The sequence below is a fragment of the Mycobacterium pinniadriaticum genome (assembly GCF_026242045.1).
Classification (GTDB): domain Bacteria; phylum Actinomycetota; class Actinomycetes; order Mycobacteriales; family Mycobacteriaceae; genus Mycobacterium; species Mycobacterium pinniadriaticum.
Genome location: NZ_JAPJDO010000068.1, coordinates 1 through 18,354 on the forward strand (window position 1 = coordinate 1; position 18,354 = coordinate 18,354).

An 18,354-nucleotide genomic window follows, 5' to 3' on the forward strand; every position below is an offset into this window, starting at 1 on the left:
CCCGCACCCGGCGACGGGCGCACGTTCGCCGAGGACTGTGAGGTCAACGGGGTGCACTTCAAGGAGGGCGAGCGGCTCTACATCTCGTGGTCGATGGCCAACCGCGACCCGGCGGTGTTCCCCAACCCGCACGAGATCATCCTGGATCGCAAGGGTAACCGGCACATGGGCTTCGGGATCGGCATCCACCGCTGCATCGGCTCGAACCTGGGCCGCACGGTGTTCAAGGCCATGCTGACCGCGGTGCTCGACCGCATTCCCGACTACGTCTGCGACCCCGCGGGCACCGTGCACTACGAAACCATCGGGGTCATCCAGGGAATGCGCCACCTGCCGGCGGACTTCACCCCTGGAAAGCCTCTGGGCCCGGGCCTGGAAGAAACCCTGGAGAAACTCCAGAAGGTCTGCGACGAACAAGAACTCGCCCGCCCCATCACCGAAAGCAAACACACCGCAACCATCGACTAAAGGCGCGACATGTTATTGGAGCTCGACGCCGATCAACGGTTGTGGCAGGAGACGGTGCGTGACGCACTGGCCAAGCACTGCCCGACTGAGTTGGTCCGCGGGGTGGCCGAACGCGGGGTCGACACGGCACCGCTGTGGAAGTCCTACGTCGATCAGGGCTGGACAGAACTGACCGACCCGGAGAATGCCGTAGAACTGGCGATCGTGGTCGAAGAGCTGGGCCGGGCTACAGATCCCACCCCCTATCTGGCCACCATGACGCAGTTCGCGCCGCTGGCAGCAGACCGCTTCGATCCGCGGCAGTCCGGTGCCGCGGTGTACAACGACGTCACCGCACACCGCAACGACCAGGGCTGGGTGCTCAGCGGTACGGCACGCCACGTCCTCGACGGTGACCGGGCCCAACGGCTGGCTGTGGTCACCGACGGCGGCGTGTTTCTTGTCGATGCGACATCGGTGATGGCCAGGCGCAGCGAGGTCTTCGACCCGTCGCTGCACGTGGCAGACGTGACGTTCGCCGGGCTGCGGGTGCCCGACAGCGACCGTCTCGGCACCGATCCGGAGAGCGCCCGACACGTCGCGCTGACAGGAATGGCGATGACGATCGTCGGGGCCTGCCAACGCATCTTGGACTTGGCACTGGCCCACGTACAAGAACGTCATCAGTTCGGTGTGCCGATCGGCTCGTTTCAAGCGGTTCAGCACAAGGCCGTTGAAATCCATGTCGCGGTCGAACGGGCCCGCGCCCTGTCATATTTCGCGGCCCTCACCATCGCAGCCGACGATCCACGACGACGGCTGGCCGCATCGATGGCCAAAGCCGCTGCCGGAGAATGCCAGTCGGTTGCCTTCCGGCATGGCATTCAGATGTTCGGGGCCATGGGGTTCACGTGGGAGAACGATCTTCAGTTCGCCCTCAAACGTGCCAAGGCCGGCGAGCTGATGCTCGGCGGTGCCGCCGAACATCGCGCACAGATCGCCAAGGAGTTCCATGCAACTGACGTTTGATCAAGACGTCGAGGACTTCCGCCAGGAATTCATCGCCTTCCTTGCGGACAACCTGCCCAGCGAGGCCGAGACAGTGGAGCGGCCCCGGTCGGTGTCGCACATGCCCGAATGGGCGCGACGCTTCCAACGCCTGCTGTTCGACAACGGCTGGCTGCTGCCGGGCCAGCCACCGGAATTCGGTGGGCGCAACGCCACGATCCTGCAGCAGTTCGTCTACTTCGAGGAACTGTGCCGGCAGCGGGTGTATCACAGCCACAACCCCCAGGGTGTCGACATCATCGCCGCGTCACTGCTCTCGTTCGGTACCGAGGACCAGAAGCGGGAATGGGCCATACCGATTCTCCGCGCCGAAATCACGGCATCCCTGGGCATGAGCGAGCCCAGCGCCGGCTCCGATCTGGCGTCGTTGCGTACTCGCGCGGTGCTGGAAGGCGATCACTTCGTGGTCAACGGGCAGAAGGTGTGGACATCGGGCGCCCACGACGCGGACGTCTTGTTGACCTTCGTCCGGACCGACCCCGACGCCCCCAAACACAAAGGCATCAGCGTTCTGCTGATCCCGACGGACCTCTCGGGGGTGGTCTGCCGACCGTTTGCGTCGCTGAGCGGTATGGACGACACGGACTTCAACGAAGTGTTCTTCACCGATGTGCGGGTGCCGGCGGAAAACCTGGTCGGCCCGCTCAACGGCGGTTGGCGAATCGCCAACGGATCCCTGGGCCACGAACGGACCATGATGTGGCTGGCCATGGCCGACCGATTGGACAACATCATCGCCGACTTCCGGCCCAAGACGCCGGTGGAGAGCGACCAATACGCCACCCTCATCATGGACGCGCAGGCGCTGCGCTTGATGGGCTCGGCAGCGCTGGCGCGTGCCGCACGGGGCGAAGAAGACGTGCCCGCCGTGTCCGTCCTCAAGCTCTTCGGCAGTGAGGCCGAGGTCCACGGCAACGACATCGCCCTGCTCTCGGCGGGCCTGGACGGCTTGGCCCACCCCGCGACATCGGGACCTTACGCGCATATGAACCCGGACAGCTACTACGCCAGCTGGTTCGACCGCTACGCACGCGGCTTCTGCTCCACGATCGCCGGCGGTACGTCGGACATCCACCGCAACGTCATCGCCCAGCGTGTGCTGGGTCTACCCACGCGGTGACTCTCGCGGCTAACGCAAAGGACGACTGACGGTGACTGCTGAACACTCCACGGCGAGCGTGCATGGCTTGATCGATCTCTACGATGTGAAACCGGACGGGCCGGACCGCTTCGTCGGTCAGACCAGTATCACCCCAGGCGAAGAGCGCCAAGTCGTCGAAGGCGCGCAGGTGCTCGGGCAAGCGATTGTGGCTGCGGCTAAACGCTTCCCGGACAAGTCCATCAGGTCGGTTCACGGCGTCTTTGCCCGTGCGGTGCTTGCCGGACCTCCGGTCGAGTTCGCCATCGACGTCGTCAGCGAAGGGCGATCCACCGCGACCGCCGTCGTCACCGCGACACAGAATGCCAAGCGCTGCATGACGTTTACCGTCCTCGCGGATGTGCCGACAGCCGACGTCATTCGACACCACGTGCCACACCCACGTGTCGCACCACCTGCTGACGCCAATCTCTTCGACCTGCCGATGGCCGGTCGGGAGCTGCGTGTCGTCGACGTCGTCGACGTCAACAACCCCGACGAGGTGGGGCCGCCCGAGATGTATGCCTGGGCGCATTACGAACCGATCCCGGCACGTGATGACCTGGCCAAGGCACTTGTCGCGGATTTCACCGGCTACCTCGGCATCGCCACCACGATGCGGGCGCACGCCGGTATCGGCACCGCCCAGGCGCATCTCACCATCTCCACCGCACCGATGACGCTGACGGTCAGCTTCCACGAACCTGTTTCATGGACCGGCTGGCTGGTGTACTCCCACGAGAGCACGCAATCCGGCGCCGGAATGTCCTATGTACGCGGGACGGTTCACACCGAAGACGGCGAACTGCTCGCCTCATTCAGCCAAGAGTCGATCATCCGCCCGCTGCGCACCAGCGACAGCGCGATCGCGAGCGCGGCACGCCTGTAGCGGCCGCTGCGCGAGAGCGCTCAGTACAAATCAGTTGACTAGGTCGCCTGTCTGCGGTTAGCTAGGCTTGACAATCCGCGACGTGTCGACCGGAGAGGAGTGTCGTGACACAGATCGAGGAACCGGTGTTGACCGACGGGCGTCCGCTACCGGCGCCTGACGATGTCAGCCGCTTCTTCTGGGATGCCGCCGCCGAACACCGTCTGGTGCTCCAGCGCTGCGCTGCATGCGAGAAACTGCAGTATCCCCCCGAGGTGTGTTGCATCCATTGCCAATCTGAGAACTTCGAAGTCGTCGAGGCGACGGGTCGCGGTGTGCTCTATTCCTACTCGGTGGTGAATCGGCCGCTTCACGCCGGCTTTGTCGACGCGCTGCCCTATATCGTGGCCTTGGTCGAGTTGGACGATCAGCCCGGTTTGCGGATGATCACCAACCTCGTCGACGTCCCGGCAGGCACGCAGCTGACATGCGGGGCTCCTGTTGAGGTGGTGTTCGAGGATCGCGGCGCGGTCACACTGCCGCAATTCCGTCTCTCGGGAGGGACATCATGAGTTCCCTGGCGCACGAAGTCGCCATCGTCGGTGTCGGTTACTCGGAGTTGAGCCGAGCAGGCGAGCCCGATCCGCGGCGTTTGACGCTTACCGCCGCCAAGGAGGCGCTGTCCGACGCCGGGTTACGCAGCGCTGACATCGACGGAATCTTCGAGTACAAGTTCGGCCCGGAGTCCCCCGGCGCCCAGGACATGGCCCGCCTGCTGGGGATACCGGACCTGGCCGCTTTCGCCGACATCATGGCATCCAACCCGTCCGGCCTGGGCGGGGCGCTGGCCGGCGTCATGGCGGTCGCATCCGGGGCATGCGAGACGGTTCTGGTGTACCGCTGCCTGACCCGGGCAGCCGGCCACACGGGCGGGGTGGCCAGCGGTCCCGAAACTGTCGGAGGGCGGGATCAGTTCCTGGTTCCCTACGGTGTTCTCGGCGGCATCCTGGTGCTGATGGGCCTGAAGAAACAACGGTGGATGGCGGAATACGGGCGATCCGAGGAGGATTTCGGGCGCATCGCCGTCAATGCCAGACGCTGGTCGGCGCTCAACCCGCGTGCCGTCCTACACGATGAGGTCAGCATGGAGGACTACCTGTCCTCCCGCATGGTGGCCGACCCACTGCGTGTGTTGGACTGCGACTACCCGGTCAACGGTGCGGTCGCAACGATCATCACCACCGCCGAACGGGCGAAGGATCTGCGCCAGCCTGCGGTGCTCATCGATGCCATGACCTACGCCACGGGCTGGGGCGCGGACTGGACGTTCGACTCCGACTTCCTCTACGGGGCCTCCGTCGACTGCGCGAACCGGCTGTGGCAGCGGTCCTCGGTCACGCTCGACGACGTCGACGTGTTCCAGGTGTATGACGGGTTCACTCCCGTCACGGTCGCCTGGATCGAGGCGCTGGGCGCATGCGGGCGCGGCGAGTTCGGCGACTGGGTCGGCGACGGAAGCCGACTCGCACCAGGTGGCGACTTTCCGATGAACACCGCGGGAGGTCAGCTCGCCGAGGGCCGGTTGCATGCCATCGGGTTCCTCAACGAGGCTGTGCTTCAGCTTCGCGGGCAGTGTGACGCCCGGCAGGTACCCGACGCCGAAACCGCTGTCATTGCCAGTGGGGTGTACCCACAGTGTGGGGCGATGGTATTGACAACGGTATGACTGAGTCACCGGAGAAGAACCATTCAGGCCACGCAGATGGCGCGATCTGGCGCGCCATGCCGCGGCGGAACACCCAGAAGGTGTCCCACCTGCTGGCCGCCGATCTGCGACGACAAATCCTCAGCGGGCAACTGTCCGCGGATCAGCAGCTTCCTCCGGAACCTGAACTCACCGCGCAATTGCGCATCTCCAGGGAAACGCTGCGGGAGGCGTTGCGCATCCTCGAGTCCCAGCAGTTGGTGGAGATCAAACGCGGCCGAGGTGGCGGTGCCATGGTCCGCCGCCCAGGCCTGGACGGGGTCAGCCGCTACGTCGCGCTGCTACTCCAGTTGCGCAGAACCACTCTGGCCCACCTCGAGGAAGCCCGATCGGTTATCGAACCTGCCGCCGCCGAGCAGGTGGCCATGCGGGCCGGATACGAAGACCTGGACACGCTGGTCGCCCTGCACGACGCCGAGCGCGCCGCCGAGACCGACCCGCTGGCATTCGTCACCGCGATGACAGCCTTCGAGCAGGCCGTCACCGAGTTGTCGGGAAATCAGACACTGTCCGTTATCGCAGGCGTCTTCCGCGACATCTACGCAGGGCAAGTCTATTCGGCGATCGGCAGTGACGATGCGGTGTCCGCTGAGCGAATCGCTCGGCGAGTGGTGGTCAGCCACAGCGCATTCCTCGACGCCGCCCGCCGACGCGACATGTCCCTGGCCCAAAAGACCTGGGGTGACTACTTGTTCACCACCAGTCGGCTCTTGGTCAGCCGAAACGTCAGTCGTCAGCCGATCGACATGACCCCGCTGTGGCGAGCTCAGGCGGGCCAAGAAGGCGCCGAACCTACCCCCCGGCGAGCGATGTTGGTGGCCACCGAGATCCGCTCCCGCATCGCCGAAGGCCGACTCAGCGAAGGCAGCAGACTGCCGCCGCTCGCGGAATTGGCCGAGGAATTCGGCATCTCCAGACCCACGCTACGTGAAGCGTTGCGTATTCTGGAGATGGAGTTCCTGCTCGACCTGCGTACCGGCGATCGGGGCGGCGCGACGATCCGGACGCCGTCGAGCCGGGTGGCTGCCCAATTGGCCGGCATCGTGCTCGAAGCCAGGGGCACCACCCTGAGCGATTTCTATCGGGCCATGCGACTCATCGAGCCGCCCATGATAGGGCTGGTCGCCGCCCGAGTGAGCCCCAAGCAGCTCCGATCGCTCGAAGACATGGACATTGAGCTCGCTGCCGCCATCGACGACACGCCGCGCTTCGTCGTAACACTGCGCAACGCAGAACAGCTCGCGTTCTCCGCCGTCAAGAATCCCGCGCTGACCGTGATCGCCGAACTCATGCACTGGGTCCGGGTGGGGGTCGAGCCGGCGGTTACCGCCAACGCGAAAGCAATTCCGTCGGTCAGCAAGAGCAACCGCAACTTCCAGGAGTTGTTCTCCCAATTCGTCTCGGCCGCAGGAGTACGCGACTCAGGACAAGCCACCGAAGTATGGGCACGTGCCCTCGGCCCCACTGCACCGTGGATAGAAGAGTCCGAACTCGGCGAACGGCTGATGCTCGATCTGATGGATTAACCGGCGCTCGATGTGGTTGAGCGTCAACAGAAATGGAGAAGTCACATGAATATTGACGATTTGATTCTCGTCAGCGTCGATGACCATGTCATCGAGCCCGCGAATATGTTCGAGGGTCGCCTCGAGCGCAAGTATGTCGATGTTGCACCGCGCTTCGTGCGCCGCGACGACGGCACGATGGCCTGGCGCTACGAGGGACAGGAAATCCTCAACCCTGCACTCAACGCGGTGGCCGGGCGGCCTAAGGAGGAGTTCGGGGCCGAGCCCACGACCATCGAGGAAATCCGTAGCGGATGCTATGACATCGACAGCCGGATCAAGGACATGAACGCCAACGGTGTGCTCGGCTCGCTGAACTTCCCGTCCTTCCCGCGATTCTGCGGCCAGGCTTTCATGGAAACCAAGGACCACGATCAAGCCGTCGCCATGGTACGGGCGTACAACGACTGGCATATCGAGGACTGGGCGGGTACCCATCCCGGTCGCATCATTCCGCTGGCGATACCGATGCTGTGGGATCCGGAGGCCGCGGCCGCCGAGGTTCGTCGGGTCGCCGCCAAGGGATGCCATGCGGTGACCTTCTCGTCCAACCCCTACGATCTCGGATTGCCGAGCCTGTACTCGGATCACTGGGATCCGTTCTGGAAGGCCTGTGAGGACGAGGGCACCGTCGTGTGCATGCACCTCGGGTCGAATTCCAAGCTGCCGGTGACCGCGCCCGAGGCCCCGATTGAACTGGTGTACACCCTGTCCCCCGTCGCGCTGTTCTCGGCGGCTGCGGACCTGTTGTGGAGCGGCATCTTCCTCAAGTTCCCGTCGCTGCGTATCGCGTTGTCCGAAGGCGGGATCGGTTGGCTGCCCTACTTCTTGGAGCGGGTGGACTACATCCACTCCCATACCAAGTACTGGACGGGAACCGATCTCGGCGGATGGCGGCCCTCGGAACTGTTCTCCGACCGTGTCATCCTGTGCTTCATCGATGACCTCGTCGGGCTGGAGAATCGCCACCATCTCAACATCGACAACATCACCTGGGAATGCGACTACCCGCACTCTGACACGACATGGCCGCAGGCGCCCGAGGTGCTGATGAAGTCCCTCGGGGGCGTGTCCGATGACGAGATCAACAAGATCACTCACCTGAATGCGATGAAGCACTTCCGCTACGATCCGTTCGTCCACATCCCGCGCGAGCACGCGACGGTGTCGGCCCTGCGGGAACAGGCGGAGGGCTGGGACATCAGCGTCAAGTCGGTCAAGCATCTGCGTCCGGCGGGAGCGGATTCCAGGCAAGCCTTCTAGTGAAACTTCGCGACAAAGTCGTCGTCATCACCGGCTCCGGCGGCGGGATCGGCGAGGCATGTGCTCGCCGATTCACCGCCGAGGGCGCCAAGGTCATCGTCACCGACATCAATCCCGACGGAGTCGAGCGGGTGTCGTACGACATCGGCTCCGTTGGGTTATCCGGTGACATCACCGACCCGGCGACTGTCGATGCCGTAGCCGACCTGGCGCGCCGAACCTACGGCGACATCGACATCTGGTTCAGCAATGCCGGCTATGCGGGCCCTCGCCAGCCCGCCGACCTCCAGCCGGATGAGATCTGGGAATTGAGTTGGCACCTGCATGTGATGTCCCATGTCCACGCGGTGCGGGCGGTCTTGCCTGCCATGCTCGAGCGCGGCGACGGGTATCTGCTCCAGACGGCGTCGGTGGTCGCCCTGGCGATCCAGCCGGACAAGGCCGCATACACGGTGACCAAGCATGCCGCGCTGGCGCTAGCCGAATGGTTGGCGGCCACCTACCGCTCCAAGGGGATCAAGGTCTCGTGCTTCTGCCCCGGCGCGATGCTCACGCCGATGTTGCTGACCAACGACTTTCCCGCGGACCATCCGATGCTGAAGACAGCGGCCACGCCAGAGCAGGTCGCCGACCGGCTGGTGCACGCGATCGACGACGAACGCTTCTTGATCCTGGACTCCGATGTGGGCACGGAGTCGTTGACCGCCAAAGCTTCTGACTACGAGAAGTGGGTCACCGACATAGCCAGAGGGAGAAAATAGTTGACTCGGTCGAGTGTATCGGCTTATATCGTCCTAGCGTTGCGACGCTCTCGAGGAAACCCGACCAAGGGAGACCAGGGCACCGCTGCCCGCGGTACCGTGCCTGCCCACTGCAGATCAGGACTACACGATGTCTGACAAGTTCATCCAGGTCGTCTTCGCCAACCCCGTCGAAGGCAGAGACGACGAATTCAACGACTGGTATGACAACGTCCACATCCCCGACCTGCTCAAGGTCCCGGGGATGTTGTCGGCCAAGCGTTACGACCTTCGCGACGCCGACGTCTACCGGATGGAGGGCGGTAACCCTCCGGAGCATCGCTACATGTGCCTCTACGAGATGGAAGGCGACGTCAACGCGATCCTCGGCAAGATCATGGAAAGCGTCGCCAGCGGCGAGGCCGTCATGAGTGACAGCCTCGATCTGCCTAGTTCCAGGATGTCGTTCTGGACTCAGCGCGGCGGCGAGTTCAGGGCTTGAGACAGCCCGCAGACATCACGCAATCCCGATCAACACAACGCGATCCGACTCCGAAGGAAACAGGGTGAGCACCGAACTCGACGCAGAAAAACTCGGCCCATGGCTCGATGCCCAGGGAGCACCCGGACAAGGAGCCCTGCCGAAGCTGAAAAAGCTGACCGGTGGCTCACAGAACGTGCTGTACCTGATCGACCGTGACGGCGAGCGAATGGTCCTGCGGATGCCTGGGGATCGCGCGACCGAGAGCCGGATGAACGAGCTACTGCGCGAGATCCGACTGGTTCGCGCCCTCAAGGGAACCGATGTTCCACACGCGGAACTGTTCGCCGCAGACGAAACCGGCGAGTTGTTCGGCAAGCCGTTCTACGTGATGGCCGAGATCGACGGCTGGAGCCCGATGGACGGAGGCTGGGAAGCACCGTTCGATACCGACCTGGAGGCCCGTCGAGGACTTGCATTCCAGCTGATCGAGGGGTGCGCGAAGCTCGGCCGGCTCGATTGGCGGGCACAGGGCCTCGAGGGCTTCGGCAAGCCGGAGGGCTTCCACGACCGGCAGGTCGACCGCTGGTTGGCATTCCTGAAGTCATTCCAGGTGCGTGAGTTACCCGGCCTCGATGTGGCAACAGAGTGGTTGCGCCGCAACAGGCCCGCGCATTTCACGCCGGGCATCATGCACGGGGACTATCAGTATGCGAACGTGATGTACGCCCACGGTGCGCCCGCCCGGCTGGCGGCGCTGGTCGACTGGGAGATGACAACCGTCGGCGACCCGCTGCTGGACCTGGCGTGGGCGCTGCTCGGATATGACGGCGAAGAGCCAGCGTCCGACTTCTACCTCCCGGTCGAGGGCATGCCGAAACGGAGTGAGCTGGTCGCCCACTACGAGAAGATCAGCGGCATCTCCGCCGAGAACCTCGACTACTACCTCGTCTTGGCCAACTTCAAGATCGGCCTGGTGCTCGAGAAGACTTACGCCGCCAACGTGTCCTCGGACAAGGGCGATCCGAAGATCATCGAGGCCTTCGGCCCGATGATCCTGCAATCCATTGGCAAGGCAGCCGATCTGGCGCGGTCTCTGCCAAGCAAGTGAGACCACAGAGATTCATTCGGCGGGTGTCGTGATGACGCCCTCCCCCACCCATAGGAGATTCGATGGCCTGGGAATTCGAAACCGATCCTGAGTATCAGAAGTTGCTGGACTGGGCGGACGACTTCGTCCGCAACGAGGTCGAGCCGCTCGATCTGGTCTGGCCGAACGAAGAGTTCGTCCCGCTGACCGATACCCGGCGCAAGGCGATCGACCCGCTCAAGGACGAAGTCCGCAAGAAGGGCTTGTGGGCGACTCATCTGGGCCCCGAACTGGGCGGCCAAGGTCATGGACAGCTCAAGCTGGCGCTGCTCAACGAGATTCTGGGCCGGTCGCAGTGGGCCCCGATTGTGTTCGGCTGCCAGGCACCCGACACCGGCAACGCCGAGATCATCGCGCATTACGGGACAGATGAGCAGAAGAAGCGCTACCTGCAACCACTGCTGGACGGCGAGCTGTTCTCCAGCTACTCGATGACTGAACCGCAGGGCGGTGCAGACCCGACACAATTCAAGTGCGCCGCGGTCCGCGACGGTGACGACTGGATCATCAACGGCTGGAAGTACTTCTCCTCGAACGCCAAGACGTCTGCCTTCCTCCTGGTGATGGTGGTGACCAACCCGGAGGTCAGCGCCTATCAAGGGATGTCGATGTTCTTGGTGCCGACCGACACCGCCGGTGTCAACATCGTGCGCAACGTCGGCCTCTACGGCGAGCCGGACAACGAGGGCTTGCATGCCCTGGTGCACTACGACAACGTCCGGGTGCCGGCAGAAGCCTTGCTCGGCGGCGAAGGACAGGCCTTTGCCATCGCCCAGACCCGTCTTGGGGGTGGCCGCATCCATCACGCAATGCGCACGATCGGTTTCGCACGCCAGGCCATGGACATGATGTGCGAGCGAGCGCTGAGTCGGCACACCGCCGGATCGCGGCTGTCGGAAAAACAGTACGTGCAGGGCTTCATCGCCGATTCGTATGCGCAGTTGACGCAATTCCGGCTGTTCGTGCTCTACGCCGCTTGGCAGATCGACAAGTACAAGGACTACAACAAAGTCCGCAAGGACATCGCCGCAGTCAAGGCGACCATGCCTACTGTGCTGCACGACATCGCCTGGCGGGCCATGCAGGTGCACGGAGCGCTGGGCGTCACCAACGAGATGCCGCTGTTCAAGATGGTGCACGGCGCTGCGGCGATGGGCTTGGTCGACGGCCCCACCGAAGTACACAAGGCGACAGTGGCCAAGCAGGTGCTGCGCAACCACTCACCCATCGACGACCAATGGCCCAGCGGCTGGATTCCGCGGAAACGCGAAGAGGCACAGGCCAAGTACGCGCAGTTCCTCGAACTAGAAATGGGCAACCTGTGACATCCGAAAAGCGCTGACTATGACTGGACGCGTCGAAGGCAAGGTCGCCTTCATCACCGGCGCCGCACGTGGCCAGGGCCGCAGCCACGCGGTGCGGCTAGCCGAAGAAGGCGCCGACATCATCGCCGTTGACATCTGTGGCCCGGTCGAGGCTTCGTCGGCTGATCCGTCGACGCCAGAGGATCTGGCTCACACGGCGGATCTGGTCAAGGCCCTCGACCGCCGCATCGTCACCGCCGAGGCCGACGTCCGCGACTACGGAGCCCTTAAGGCCGCCGTGGACGCCGGCGTCGACCAACTCGGCCGGCTGGACATCGTGGTGGCCAACGCCGGTGTCGCACAGAGCGCCCCAAGCCTGGCGGAGACCGACGAAGAATTATGGCAGGCCACTCTCGACATCAACCTCGGCGGGGTCTGGAAGACCGTCAAAGCCGCTGTCCCACACCTGCTAGCTGGCGGTCGCGGCGGGTCGGTGATCCTCACGAGTTCGGTCGCCGGCCTGAAGCCCTTCCCCACTATGGGCCACTACAGCGTCACCAAGACCGGCATCCTGGGCCTGATGCGCACCTTTGCCGTCGAACTCGGTCAGAACATGATCCGGGTCAACTCGGTGCATCCGAGTCACACCAACACCCCGATGATCATGCACGAGCGGTTGTACCGCGATTTCCGTCCCGATCTGGAGAACCCCGGTCCCGAGGACATCATCGGAATCTGTCAGACGTTTCACACACTGCCGATTCCCTGGGTCGAGCCTGAGGATGTCAGCAACGCGGTGGTGTTCCTGGCCTCCGACGAATCCCGCTATATCACCGGCGTCGCATTACCGGTCGACGCCGGCAGCATGCTCAAGTAATCGTAAAGGTCAACGATGTACATCGAATACGAGGTCGCGGACAAGATCGCGACCATCACACTGAACCGGCCCGAAGCCGCCAACGCCCAGAACACCGCGCTCCTCGACGAGCTCGACGCCGCGTGGACCCGTGCCGCCGACGACAACGACGTGCGGGTGATCATCCTGCGCGCCAACGGTAAACATTTCTCGGCTGGCCACGACCTCAACGTCGACGAGCCGGTCCCTGACAAGATCACACTCGAACTGATGTACCAGCACGAGAGCCGCCGCTATCTGGAATACACGCTGCGGTGGCGCAACGTTCCCAAGCCATCCATTGCCGCCGTGCAGGGGCGCTGCATCGCGGGTGGCTTGCTGCTTTGCTGGCCATGCGACCTGATCATCGCCGCGGACAATGCGTTGTTCTCCGATCCGGTCGTCCTGATGGGTATCGGCGGCGTCGAATATCACGGCCACACTTGGGAACTCGGTGCACGCAAGGCCAAGGAGATCCTGTTCACCGGCCGCCCGCTGACCGCCGAAGAGGCCGAGCGCACCGGTATGGTCAACCGCGTCGTTCCGCGGGAGGAACTCGATACCGAAGCCCGCAACCTGGCGTTGGAGATCGCTAAGATGGCGCCGTTCGCACTGCGCCAAGCCAAGCGTGCGGTCAATCAAACCCTTGACGTGCAGGGGTTCTACGCCGCGATCCAATCGGTGTTCGACATCCACCAAACCGGTCATGGCAACGCGCTCAGCGTCGGCGGCTATCCCGTGCTGGTCGACCTGGAACAGATGAAAGCCGCAATGAAATAACCGATTCGAAGGCAGGGACCGTGACAGACACCTTTTCCAGGCGGGTCGAACTCGTCCAAGGCTTCCTCGACAGCATGGCCGCGTTGGATTTCGACCGCCTTGGCGATCATCTCGCCGACGACGCTGTCATGGTCCTTCCATTCTTGGAGGCGCTACCGCCCCTGCAAGGCAAAGCTGCGATCGTCGGCCAGACCAAGGCGACGATGGAGCAGATGTTCGACTCCATGACATTCACCTATGACGCCTGGTACGACGTCCGCGACTCCGACACGCTGATCGCGGAATATCACAGCGAAGCCGCGCTGAAAGAGGGACGCGGCACCTACCGCAACCAATACATCACCGTCTTCCGCTTCGACGGCGACAAAATCACGCTGTACAAGGAGTTCCTGAATCCGGGCAACGTCATGGCGGTCGCCCCACGGGCTGACACCGAGGCGGCGAACTCGTAGCTGGAGGAGACGTCATGACCAAGCCGGACCGTCAGTCCGACAAGCCCAAACTCGGTTTCGGTTACCTCTATGACTTCCGAAACCCAGACCAATGGCGTCGCCCCTGGGACGAAGTCTACAGCGAGACACTGGATCTCGTCGCGTGGAGCGAGAACGCGGGCTTCGTCGGCGCGTGGGTGCCCGAACATCATGGCGCAGCTGACGGATACCTCCCGGCACCCAATCTGGCGCTCGCAGCGATGGCGGCGCGGACCACGACCATTCGGCTGGGCGCCGCGATTGCGATCGCACCCCTCTACCATCCCGTCCGATTCGCCGAAGAATGCGCGTTCCTCGACATCCTGTCCAACGGCCGGCTCGAGACCGCTGTCGCTCTCGGCTATCGCCGTCGTGAATACGACATGCACGGCGAGGAATTCCGTCAGCGCGGCAACCGTTTCGACGAGTTCCTCCGGATCGTTCGAGGGCTGTGGGCGGGCGAGACGGTGAATTTCACCGGGCGGCATTACACCGTCACCGGTGCGCGGATCGTTCCTGCGCCACCGCGCGGCACGATCCCGCTCTACATCGGCGGCTTCACCGAACGCGCGCTGGAGCGAGTAGCCGAATATGCGGACGGCTTCCTGGGCAACGAGGAAGTCTGCGACCTGTACCTTGCCAAGCTCGCCGAACGCGGAAAGGATCCCGCCGGAGCGGCACTTCGTGTTCCCGCCTTGTTCTTCACCGTCGCCGAGGACCCCGACAAGGCGATGGACGAGTTGGCGCCTTACTACCACCACGTGTTCGAGTGTTACGCCGCGTGGATGGGTGAGGACAACGCGATCGGGATGGAGAACGCCATCACGCAGTCGATGGATGTCGAGACCTTCAAACAGAGCGGGATACTCCAGATCCTCACCCCCGAACAAGCCATCGAGCATTTCAAGCAGATGCAGGAACGGGTTCCACTGGAGCACTTCATGATGATGCGGCCACCGGGCCTGCCGGTGGAACGCTTCATCGAATACGCGCAGTTGTTCGCCGACAAGGTGATTCCGGCATTCGCCTAGAGCGAGTCAGAACAGCGCGACCAGTCGACCGGTGACGTTGTGCGCCTCGAGGGCATCGAGGCCCTGCGGCGTGCCACCGAAACCGATCTCGGTCACTTCGACCGCAAGCTGGTCGGCGGCGACGTAATCGTATAGTTCCGCGATGTCCTCCCCCTTTCTGACCTGCCCTCTGCCCCGTCGATGCAAGCGCATCGGCCGGCCCGCGGAGATGGCTATCGTGTCGCCGTGCATTCGGATGGCGGTCAGCCCCCGCGCTCCTCAATCAGTCGACGGCGGTTGACCTTGGTGGCCGCGCTGCGCGGAATCGCGTCGATGAGCTCAACGGACTTCGGCACCTTATAAGCCAGCATCCGACTCTTCGCGTACGACCGCACCTCTTCGAACGAGGGAGGATCAGCAGGATCAGCCGGTTCGATGATCGCGTGTACCCGTCGTCCCCATTCCGCATCGGGGAGCCCGATCACCACTAGGTCGGCGATCTTGGGATGGTCGATCAGCGCCTTTTCGACCTCGGCCGGAAACACGTTCGCCCCGCCGCTGATGATCATGTCGACACGGCGGTCGACGATGTATAGGAAGCCGTCGTCGTCGAGATAGCCCATGTCACCCACCGAGCAGAACCCGTCGGCGGTGCCATCCAGTTGTGGCGCCTCCCCTAAATACGTGGAGCCACCGTAGGACGGTGAACGCATGAAGATCTCACCGACCTCTCCCGGCGGGCAGGCGTGGCCGTCGTGGTCCAGGACCTTCACCTGCGTGCCACCGATACCGCGGCCCACACTGCCTTGGTGTGCCATCCACTCGTCGCCCCGAATAGCTGTTATTCCCAAGCCCTCGGTCATCCCGTAGGACATGAAGATCTTCTGGGCCCCGATGAGTCCCGCCCAACGGTGGACGAGCGACGGCGGCATCGGCGCGGCGCCCTGCAGAATCCATACCAGGCTGGACAGGTCCCGGTTGTCGATGCCGGGCGCATCGGCCATTCGCTGCAGCATGGTCGGAGTCGCCGTGAAGGTCGTGACCCTGTGCTTTTCGATGAGCTCCGCGGCGCGGACCGCATTGAACTTCTCCATCACGATCAACCGGTCCCCAGCGAGCAGGCCGTACAGGCTCACAAATGCATTGACGTGGTACATCGGCGCGAGCACCAGAACCGTTTGCGGCCGCCGGATCGGAACCCAGTTCTCGGCGATGGGCCGGCTGAACAGTTGGGTGAAGGTCGCTGGGACGGCCGACAGGATGATCTTGGGCGTCCCGGTCGAACCGCTGCTGCAAATACCTTGCATGTGCGGTGCGACGAGATCCGGCAACTCCGGTGTTTGCCGACCCTCGGTAGCGTCGATCCAGGGCAGGTCCGCCGGGCCGAGGTAGACCGTCGGGTCGATGACCTCGCGCAGCTTCTCGAGTTCCCAGTCGGGCACGTCCCAACGAACTGGCACCGGAACGGCACCCAGCTTCCACGTTGCGAAGACGCTGATGACGAACTGGGGCGAGTTGCGCAAACCCAACCCGACCTTGGAGCCGTGACCGACCCCGTGCTCGGCAAGGGCGCCGGCTAGTTCGCAGGAACGTCGGTCGAGCCACTCATAGGTGACGACATCCTCGCCACCGTCTTGGCGGACATGCACGTATGCCGGTTCCTTGGGAAACTCCGCAGCCAGCATCCGCACTCGCTGCGCCATGCTGATCGTCATCTCGTTGGTCGTCACTTCGGCCAAGCCTTCGGTCGGGTTGTCATGTGCTTCGTTGTCACATTGACTGGGTCAACTATATTTAAGCAGCTGGCGTAACCACCCCTTCCTGCCGATGGGTGTGACGAGCGCCGAGCTCGCGCTATGTCGTGAAACACCGCCGCGCCAGTCGTTCGAACTTTCAGACAGAGCGGCGGCGGATCGATCAACGCCTGGTCGGGTCCCAGCTCCCAGGTCATTTGGACGGCCAACCGTCCTCACTTGGCATCGAGGTGGGAGTCGGCGGTCTTGTCCAGCGGAAACTGGTTGACGAGTGCCAAGTCGCACACCGGGCGGGAGTACCGCCATGAGGCTCGGGCCAGTCGCGCATCGCGCCGGGTAAGGAACTCCCCCGCCCACCGCATCGACTCCAGCATCTGTTCGACGGTGGGCACTGGGCGGCCGCCTTCCCGTATCGGCCCGACGGGCCGCGCCACGTCGGGCCGACGCCGGCCTGAGGGCATACCCACAGGAAGCCCACCGCCAGAGGACATTCCTATCTCTGCGCCGAGACCGCCGAAGTCTCAGCCTCTACTGCCGTAGAGAATTTGATAGCGTGTCTTACGACTCCTCGCCACGCGGGGCGGCAACGGATGCGAGAGGCTGCAGACCGCAGTGGTGACACCTATCCCATGAACGAGCCCACAGACGTTTTCCTGCCCGCAACACCGACGCGGAAGCTCTGGTCTGATCCGATCCGCTGCAGGCCCGTCGACGGCCACGACCTGCAGCAGTTTCTCGCCCACACCGGGGTTTCCGATTATCTTCGGGCCGGGGATGTCGACGCGCTCGCCGGTCAGCTGCTGACATTCGATGTACCCGCACGAACGACAATCTTTGCCCAGGGCCAGCCCGGAGATCGCTTCTTCATCATCATCGAGGGCAAGGTCAAGATCGTTCAGCGAACACCCCGTGGTCGCGAGAGCCTTCTGGCCTTGCTCGGCCCCACCGACATGTTCGGCGAGCTCGCTCTTCTCGATCCGGGCCCGCGCACGTCAACCGCCACAACAATTTCACGGGTCAAGGCCGTGTCGATGGATCACGGCGCACTGCACTTCTGGATCGCACAGCGTCCGCATGTCGCCGAACAGCTCCTGGGAGCACTCGCTCGACGGCTACAACGCACCGACGACCACATCGTCGATATGATCTTCACCGATGTTCCCGGCCGTGTCGCCAAACAACTGCTGCACCTCGCCGCACGATTTGGCGCCACGGACTCCGCCGGATTGCGCGTCCGCCACGACTTGTCGCAGAAGGAACTCAGCCAACTCGTCGGCTCGTCACGCGAAACCGTCAACAAGGCGCTCGTCGCATTCGAGCAACGAGGCTGGATTGCGATGGAGCCCAAGGGTGTAATCATTTTGGATCACCGGGCATTGGCCCGCAGGTCCAGATAGCACGCCAAGACCGCCGAGATCCTTGACCGGTAACTACGGCGATGCCTACCGCCGCCGGGCCGCTGGTTCGTGGGCCGCTGTGGCGAGCCGAACGCTTGCCGCGACGCCGCTATTCACATGTTGCGCGCGGACTCCCCCCGCACCGTCGCCCTAGGAGGCCGCTGAATAATCGGCGTGTCTCCTCGGTGTAGCGGCTTGAGCTGGGAAAATGGATTCATGCAAGGCATGGAGCGGCCGGATCGGGAACTGTTGGACGCCC

20 protein-coding genes are annotated in these 18,354 nt (G+C 63.6%); 17 read left to right on the forward strand and 3 right to left on the reverse strand.

Annotation, left to right across the window (positions count from 1 at the left end):
- From ORI27_RS31930 to ORI27_RS32005, 16 genes are all read left to right on the forward strand, one after another.
- Window positions 1–468, forward strand: a 468-nt coding sequence (locus ORI27_RS31930) for a cytochrome P450 (protein WP_266001236.1), incomplete at its 5' end; no start/stop codon positions are given.
- 9 nt (window positions 469–477) lie between these two features.
- Window positions 478–1,476 carry an acyl-CoA dehydrogenase family protein gene (locus ORI27_RS31935; RefSeq protein ID WP_266001237.1) on the forward strand — a complete coding sequence of 333 codons (999 nt, stop codon included), beginning with the start codon at window positions 478–480 and terminating at the stop codon, window positions 1,474–1,476.
- Window positions 1,460–2,635, forward strand: coding sequence for an acyl-CoA dehydrogenase family protein (locus tag ORI27_RS31940; protein ID WP_266001238.1), 1,176 nt, complete (start codon window positions 1,460–1,462; stop codon window positions 2,633–2,635). The genes ORI27_RS31935 and ORI27_RS31940 overlap by 17 nt, the downstream gene beginning before the upstream one ends.
- A gap of 25 nt (window positions 2,636–2,660) precedes the next feature.
- Window positions 2,661–3,542, forward strand: a complete 882-nt coding sequence (locus ORI27_RS31945; RefSeq protein WP_266001256.1) for an acyl-CoA thioesterase — start codon at window positions 2,661–2,663, stop codon at window positions 3,540–3,542.
- 104 nt (window positions 3,543–3,646) lie between these two features.
- Complete coding sequence (locus ORI27_RS31950) at window positions 3,647–4,093, forward strand: Zn-ribbon domain-containing OB-fold protein (protein ID WP_266001239.1); 447 nt, start codon at window positions 3,647–3,649, stop codon at window positions 4,091–4,093.
- Window positions 4,090–5,247, forward strand: coding sequence for a thiolase C-terminal domain-containing protein (locus ORI27_RS31955; RefSeq protein ID WP_266001240.1), 1,158 nt, complete (start codon window positions 4,090–4,092; stop codon window positions 5,245–5,247). Before ORI27_RS31950 ends, ORI27_RS31955 begins: the two co-directional genes overlap by 4 nt.
- On the forward strand, window positions 5,244–6,812 hold the full coding sequence (locus ORI27_RS31960; RefSeq protein ID WP_266001241.1) for a FadR/GntR family transcriptional regulator: 1,569 nt from the start codon (window positions 5,244–5,246) through the stop codon (window positions 6,810–6,812). Before ORI27_RS31955 ends, ORI27_RS31960 begins: the two co-directional genes overlap by 4 nt.
- Window positions 6,813–6,857: 45 nt before the next feature.
- The gene (locus ORI27_RS31965) at window positions 6,858–8,114 is read left to right on the forward strand and encodes an amidohydrolase family protein (RefSeq protein ID WP_266001242.1); all 1,257 of its coding nucleotides are present in this window, start codon (window positions 6,858–6,860) and stop codon (window positions 8,112–8,114) included.
- Window positions 8,114–8,875, forward strand: a complete 762-nt coding sequence (locus tag ORI27_RS31970; RefSeq protein ID WP_266001243.1) for an SDR family NAD(P)-dependent oxidoreductase — start codon at window positions 8,114–8,116, stop codon at window positions 8,873–8,875. The genes ORI27_RS31965 and ORI27_RS31970 overlap by 1 nt, the downstream gene beginning before the upstream one ends.
- Window positions 8,876–9,005: 130 nt before the next feature.
- Entirely contained in the window at window positions 9,006–9,356 is a 351-nt protein-coding gene (locus ORI27_RS31975; protein ID WP_266001244.1) for a DUF4286 family protein, read from the forward strand.
- A gap of 64 nt (window positions 9,357–9,420) precedes the next feature.
- Window positions 9,421–10,446, forward strand: coding sequence for a phosphotransferase family protein (locus tag ORI27_RS31980; protein ID WP_266001245.1), 1,026 nt, complete (start codon window positions 9,421–9,423; stop codon window positions 10,444–10,446).
- A gap of 62 nt (window positions 10,447–10,508) precedes the next feature.
- Window positions 10,509–11,810 (forward strand): acyl-CoA dehydrogenase family protein, encoded by a 1,302-nt coding sequence (locus tag ORI27_RS31985; protein ID WP_266001247.1) that lies wholly within the window; start codon window positions 10,509–10,511, stop codon window positions 11,808–11,810.
- Window positions 11,811–11,829: 19 nt separating this feature from the next.
- Window positions 11,830–12,666: a mycofactocin-coupled SDR family oxidoreductase gene (locus ORI27_RS31990; RefSeq protein WP_266001248.1), complete on the forward strand. Its 837-nt coding sequence runs from the start codon at window positions 11,830–11,832 to the stop codon at window positions 12,664–12,666.
- 15 nt (window positions 12,667–12,681) lie between these two features.
- Entirely contained in the window at window positions 12,682–13,464 is a 783-nt protein-coding gene (locus tag ORI27_RS31995; RefSeq protein WP_266001249.1) for an enoyl-CoA hydratase, read from the forward strand.
- 20 nt (window positions 13,465–13,484) lie between these two features.
- The gene (locus ORI27_RS32000) at window positions 13,485–13,916 is read left to right on the forward strand and encodes a nuclear transport factor 2 family protein (RefSeq protein WP_266001250.1); all 432 of its coding nucleotides are present in this window, start codon (window positions 13,485–13,487) and stop codon (window positions 13,914–13,916) included.
- 14 nt (window positions 13,917–13,930) lie between these two features.
- Complete coding sequence (locus ORI27_RS32005) at window positions 13,931–14,965, forward strand: LLM class flavin-dependent oxidoreductase (protein ID WP_266001251.1); 1,035 nt, start codon at window positions 13,931–13,933, stop codon at window positions 14,963–14,965.
- A gap of 6 nt (window positions 14,966–14,971) precedes the next feature.
- On the opposite strand, the gene ORI27_RS32010 is transcribed toward ORI27_RS32005, so the two are convergent.
- The 3 genes from ORI27_RS32010 to ORI27_RS32020 all read right to left on the reverse strand — a co-directional run bounded on the left by ORI27_RS32010 (window position 14,972) and on the right by ORI27_RS32020 (window position 17,090).
- Entirely contained in the window at window positions 14,972–15,196 is a 225-nt protein-coding gene (locus tag ORI27_RS32010; protein ID WP_266001252.1) for a hypothetical protein, read from the reverse strand.
- Between the two features lie 11 nt (window positions 15,197–15,207).
- Window positions 15,208–16,659, reverse strand: coding sequence for a class I adenylate-forming enzyme family protein (locus ORI27_RS32015; protein ID WP_407666516.1), 1,452 nt, complete (start codon window positions 16,657–16,659; stop codon window positions 15,208–15,210).
- Window positions 16,660–16,913: 254 nt separating this feature from the next.
- Complete coding sequence (locus ORI27_RS32020) at window positions 16,914–17,090, reverse strand: hypothetical protein (protein ID WP_266001254.1); 177 nt, start codon at window positions 17,088–17,090, stop codon at window positions 16,914–16,916.
- A 330-nt stretch (window positions 17,091–17,420) separates the two neighbouring features.
- Between ORI27_RS32020 and ORI27_RS32025 the strand changes: the two genes are divergently transcribed.
- The gene (locus ORI27_RS32025) at window positions 17,421–18,095 is read left to right on the forward strand and encodes a Crp/Fnr family transcriptional regulator (protein WP_407666517.1); all 675 of its coding nucleotides are present in this window, start codon (window positions 17,421–17,423) and stop codon (window positions 18,093–18,095) included.
- Window positions 18,096–18,354 lie beyond the last annotated feature (259 nt).

Excerpts from the sequence above, each read along its gene's own strand:
- ORI27_RS31935 (WP_266001237.1), top strand. The coding sequence starts at position 478 with ATGTTATTGGAGCTCGACGCCGATCAACGGTTGTGGCAGGAGACGGTG.
- ORI27_RS31940 (WP_266001238.1), top strand. The coding sequence starts at position 1,460 with ATGCAACTGACGTTTGATCAAGACGTCGAGGACTTCCGCCAGGAATTC.
- ORI27_RS31955 (WP_266001240.1), top strand. The coding sequence starts at position 4,090 with ATGAGTTCCCTGGCGCACGAAGTCGCCATCGTCGGTGTCGGTTACTCG.
- ORI27_RS31960 (WP_266001241.1), top strand. The coding sequence starts at position 5,244 with ATGACTGAGTCACCGGAGAAGAACCATTCAGGCCACGCAGATGGCGCG.
- ORI27_RS31965 (WP_266001242.1), top strand. The coding sequence starts at position 6,858 with ATGAATATTGACGATTTGATTCTCGTCAGCGTCGATGACCATGTCATC.
- ORI27_RS31975 (WP_266001244.1), top strand. The coding sequence starts at position 9,006 with ATGTCTGACAAGTTCATCCAGGTCGTCTTCGCCAACCCCGTCGAAGGC.
- ORI27_RS31985 (WP_266001247.1), top strand. The coding sequence starts at position 10,509 with ATGGCCTGGGAATTCGAAACCGATCCTGAGTATCAGAAGTTGCTGGAC.
- ORI27_RS31990 (WP_266001248.1), top strand. The coding sequence starts at position 11,830 with ATGACTGGACGCGTCGAAGGCAAGGTCGCCTTCATCACCGGCGCCGCA.
- ORI27_RS31995 (WP_266001249.1), top strand. The coding sequence starts at position 12,682 with ATGTACATCGAATACGAGGTCGCGGACAAGATCGCGACCATCACACTG.
- ORI27_RS32005 (WP_266001251.1), top strand. The coding sequence starts at position 13,931 with ATGACCAAGCCGGACCGTCAGTCCGACAAGCCCAAACTCGGTTTCGGT.
- ORI27_RS32010 (WP_266001252.1), bottom strand. The coding sequence starts at position 15,196 with ATGCACGGCGACACGATAGCCATCTCCGCGGGCCGGCCGATGCGCTTG.
- ORI27_RS32015 (WP_407666516.1), bottom strand. The coding sequence starts at position 16,659 with ATGACGATCAGCATGGCGCAGCGAGTGCGGATGCTGGCTGCGGAGTTT.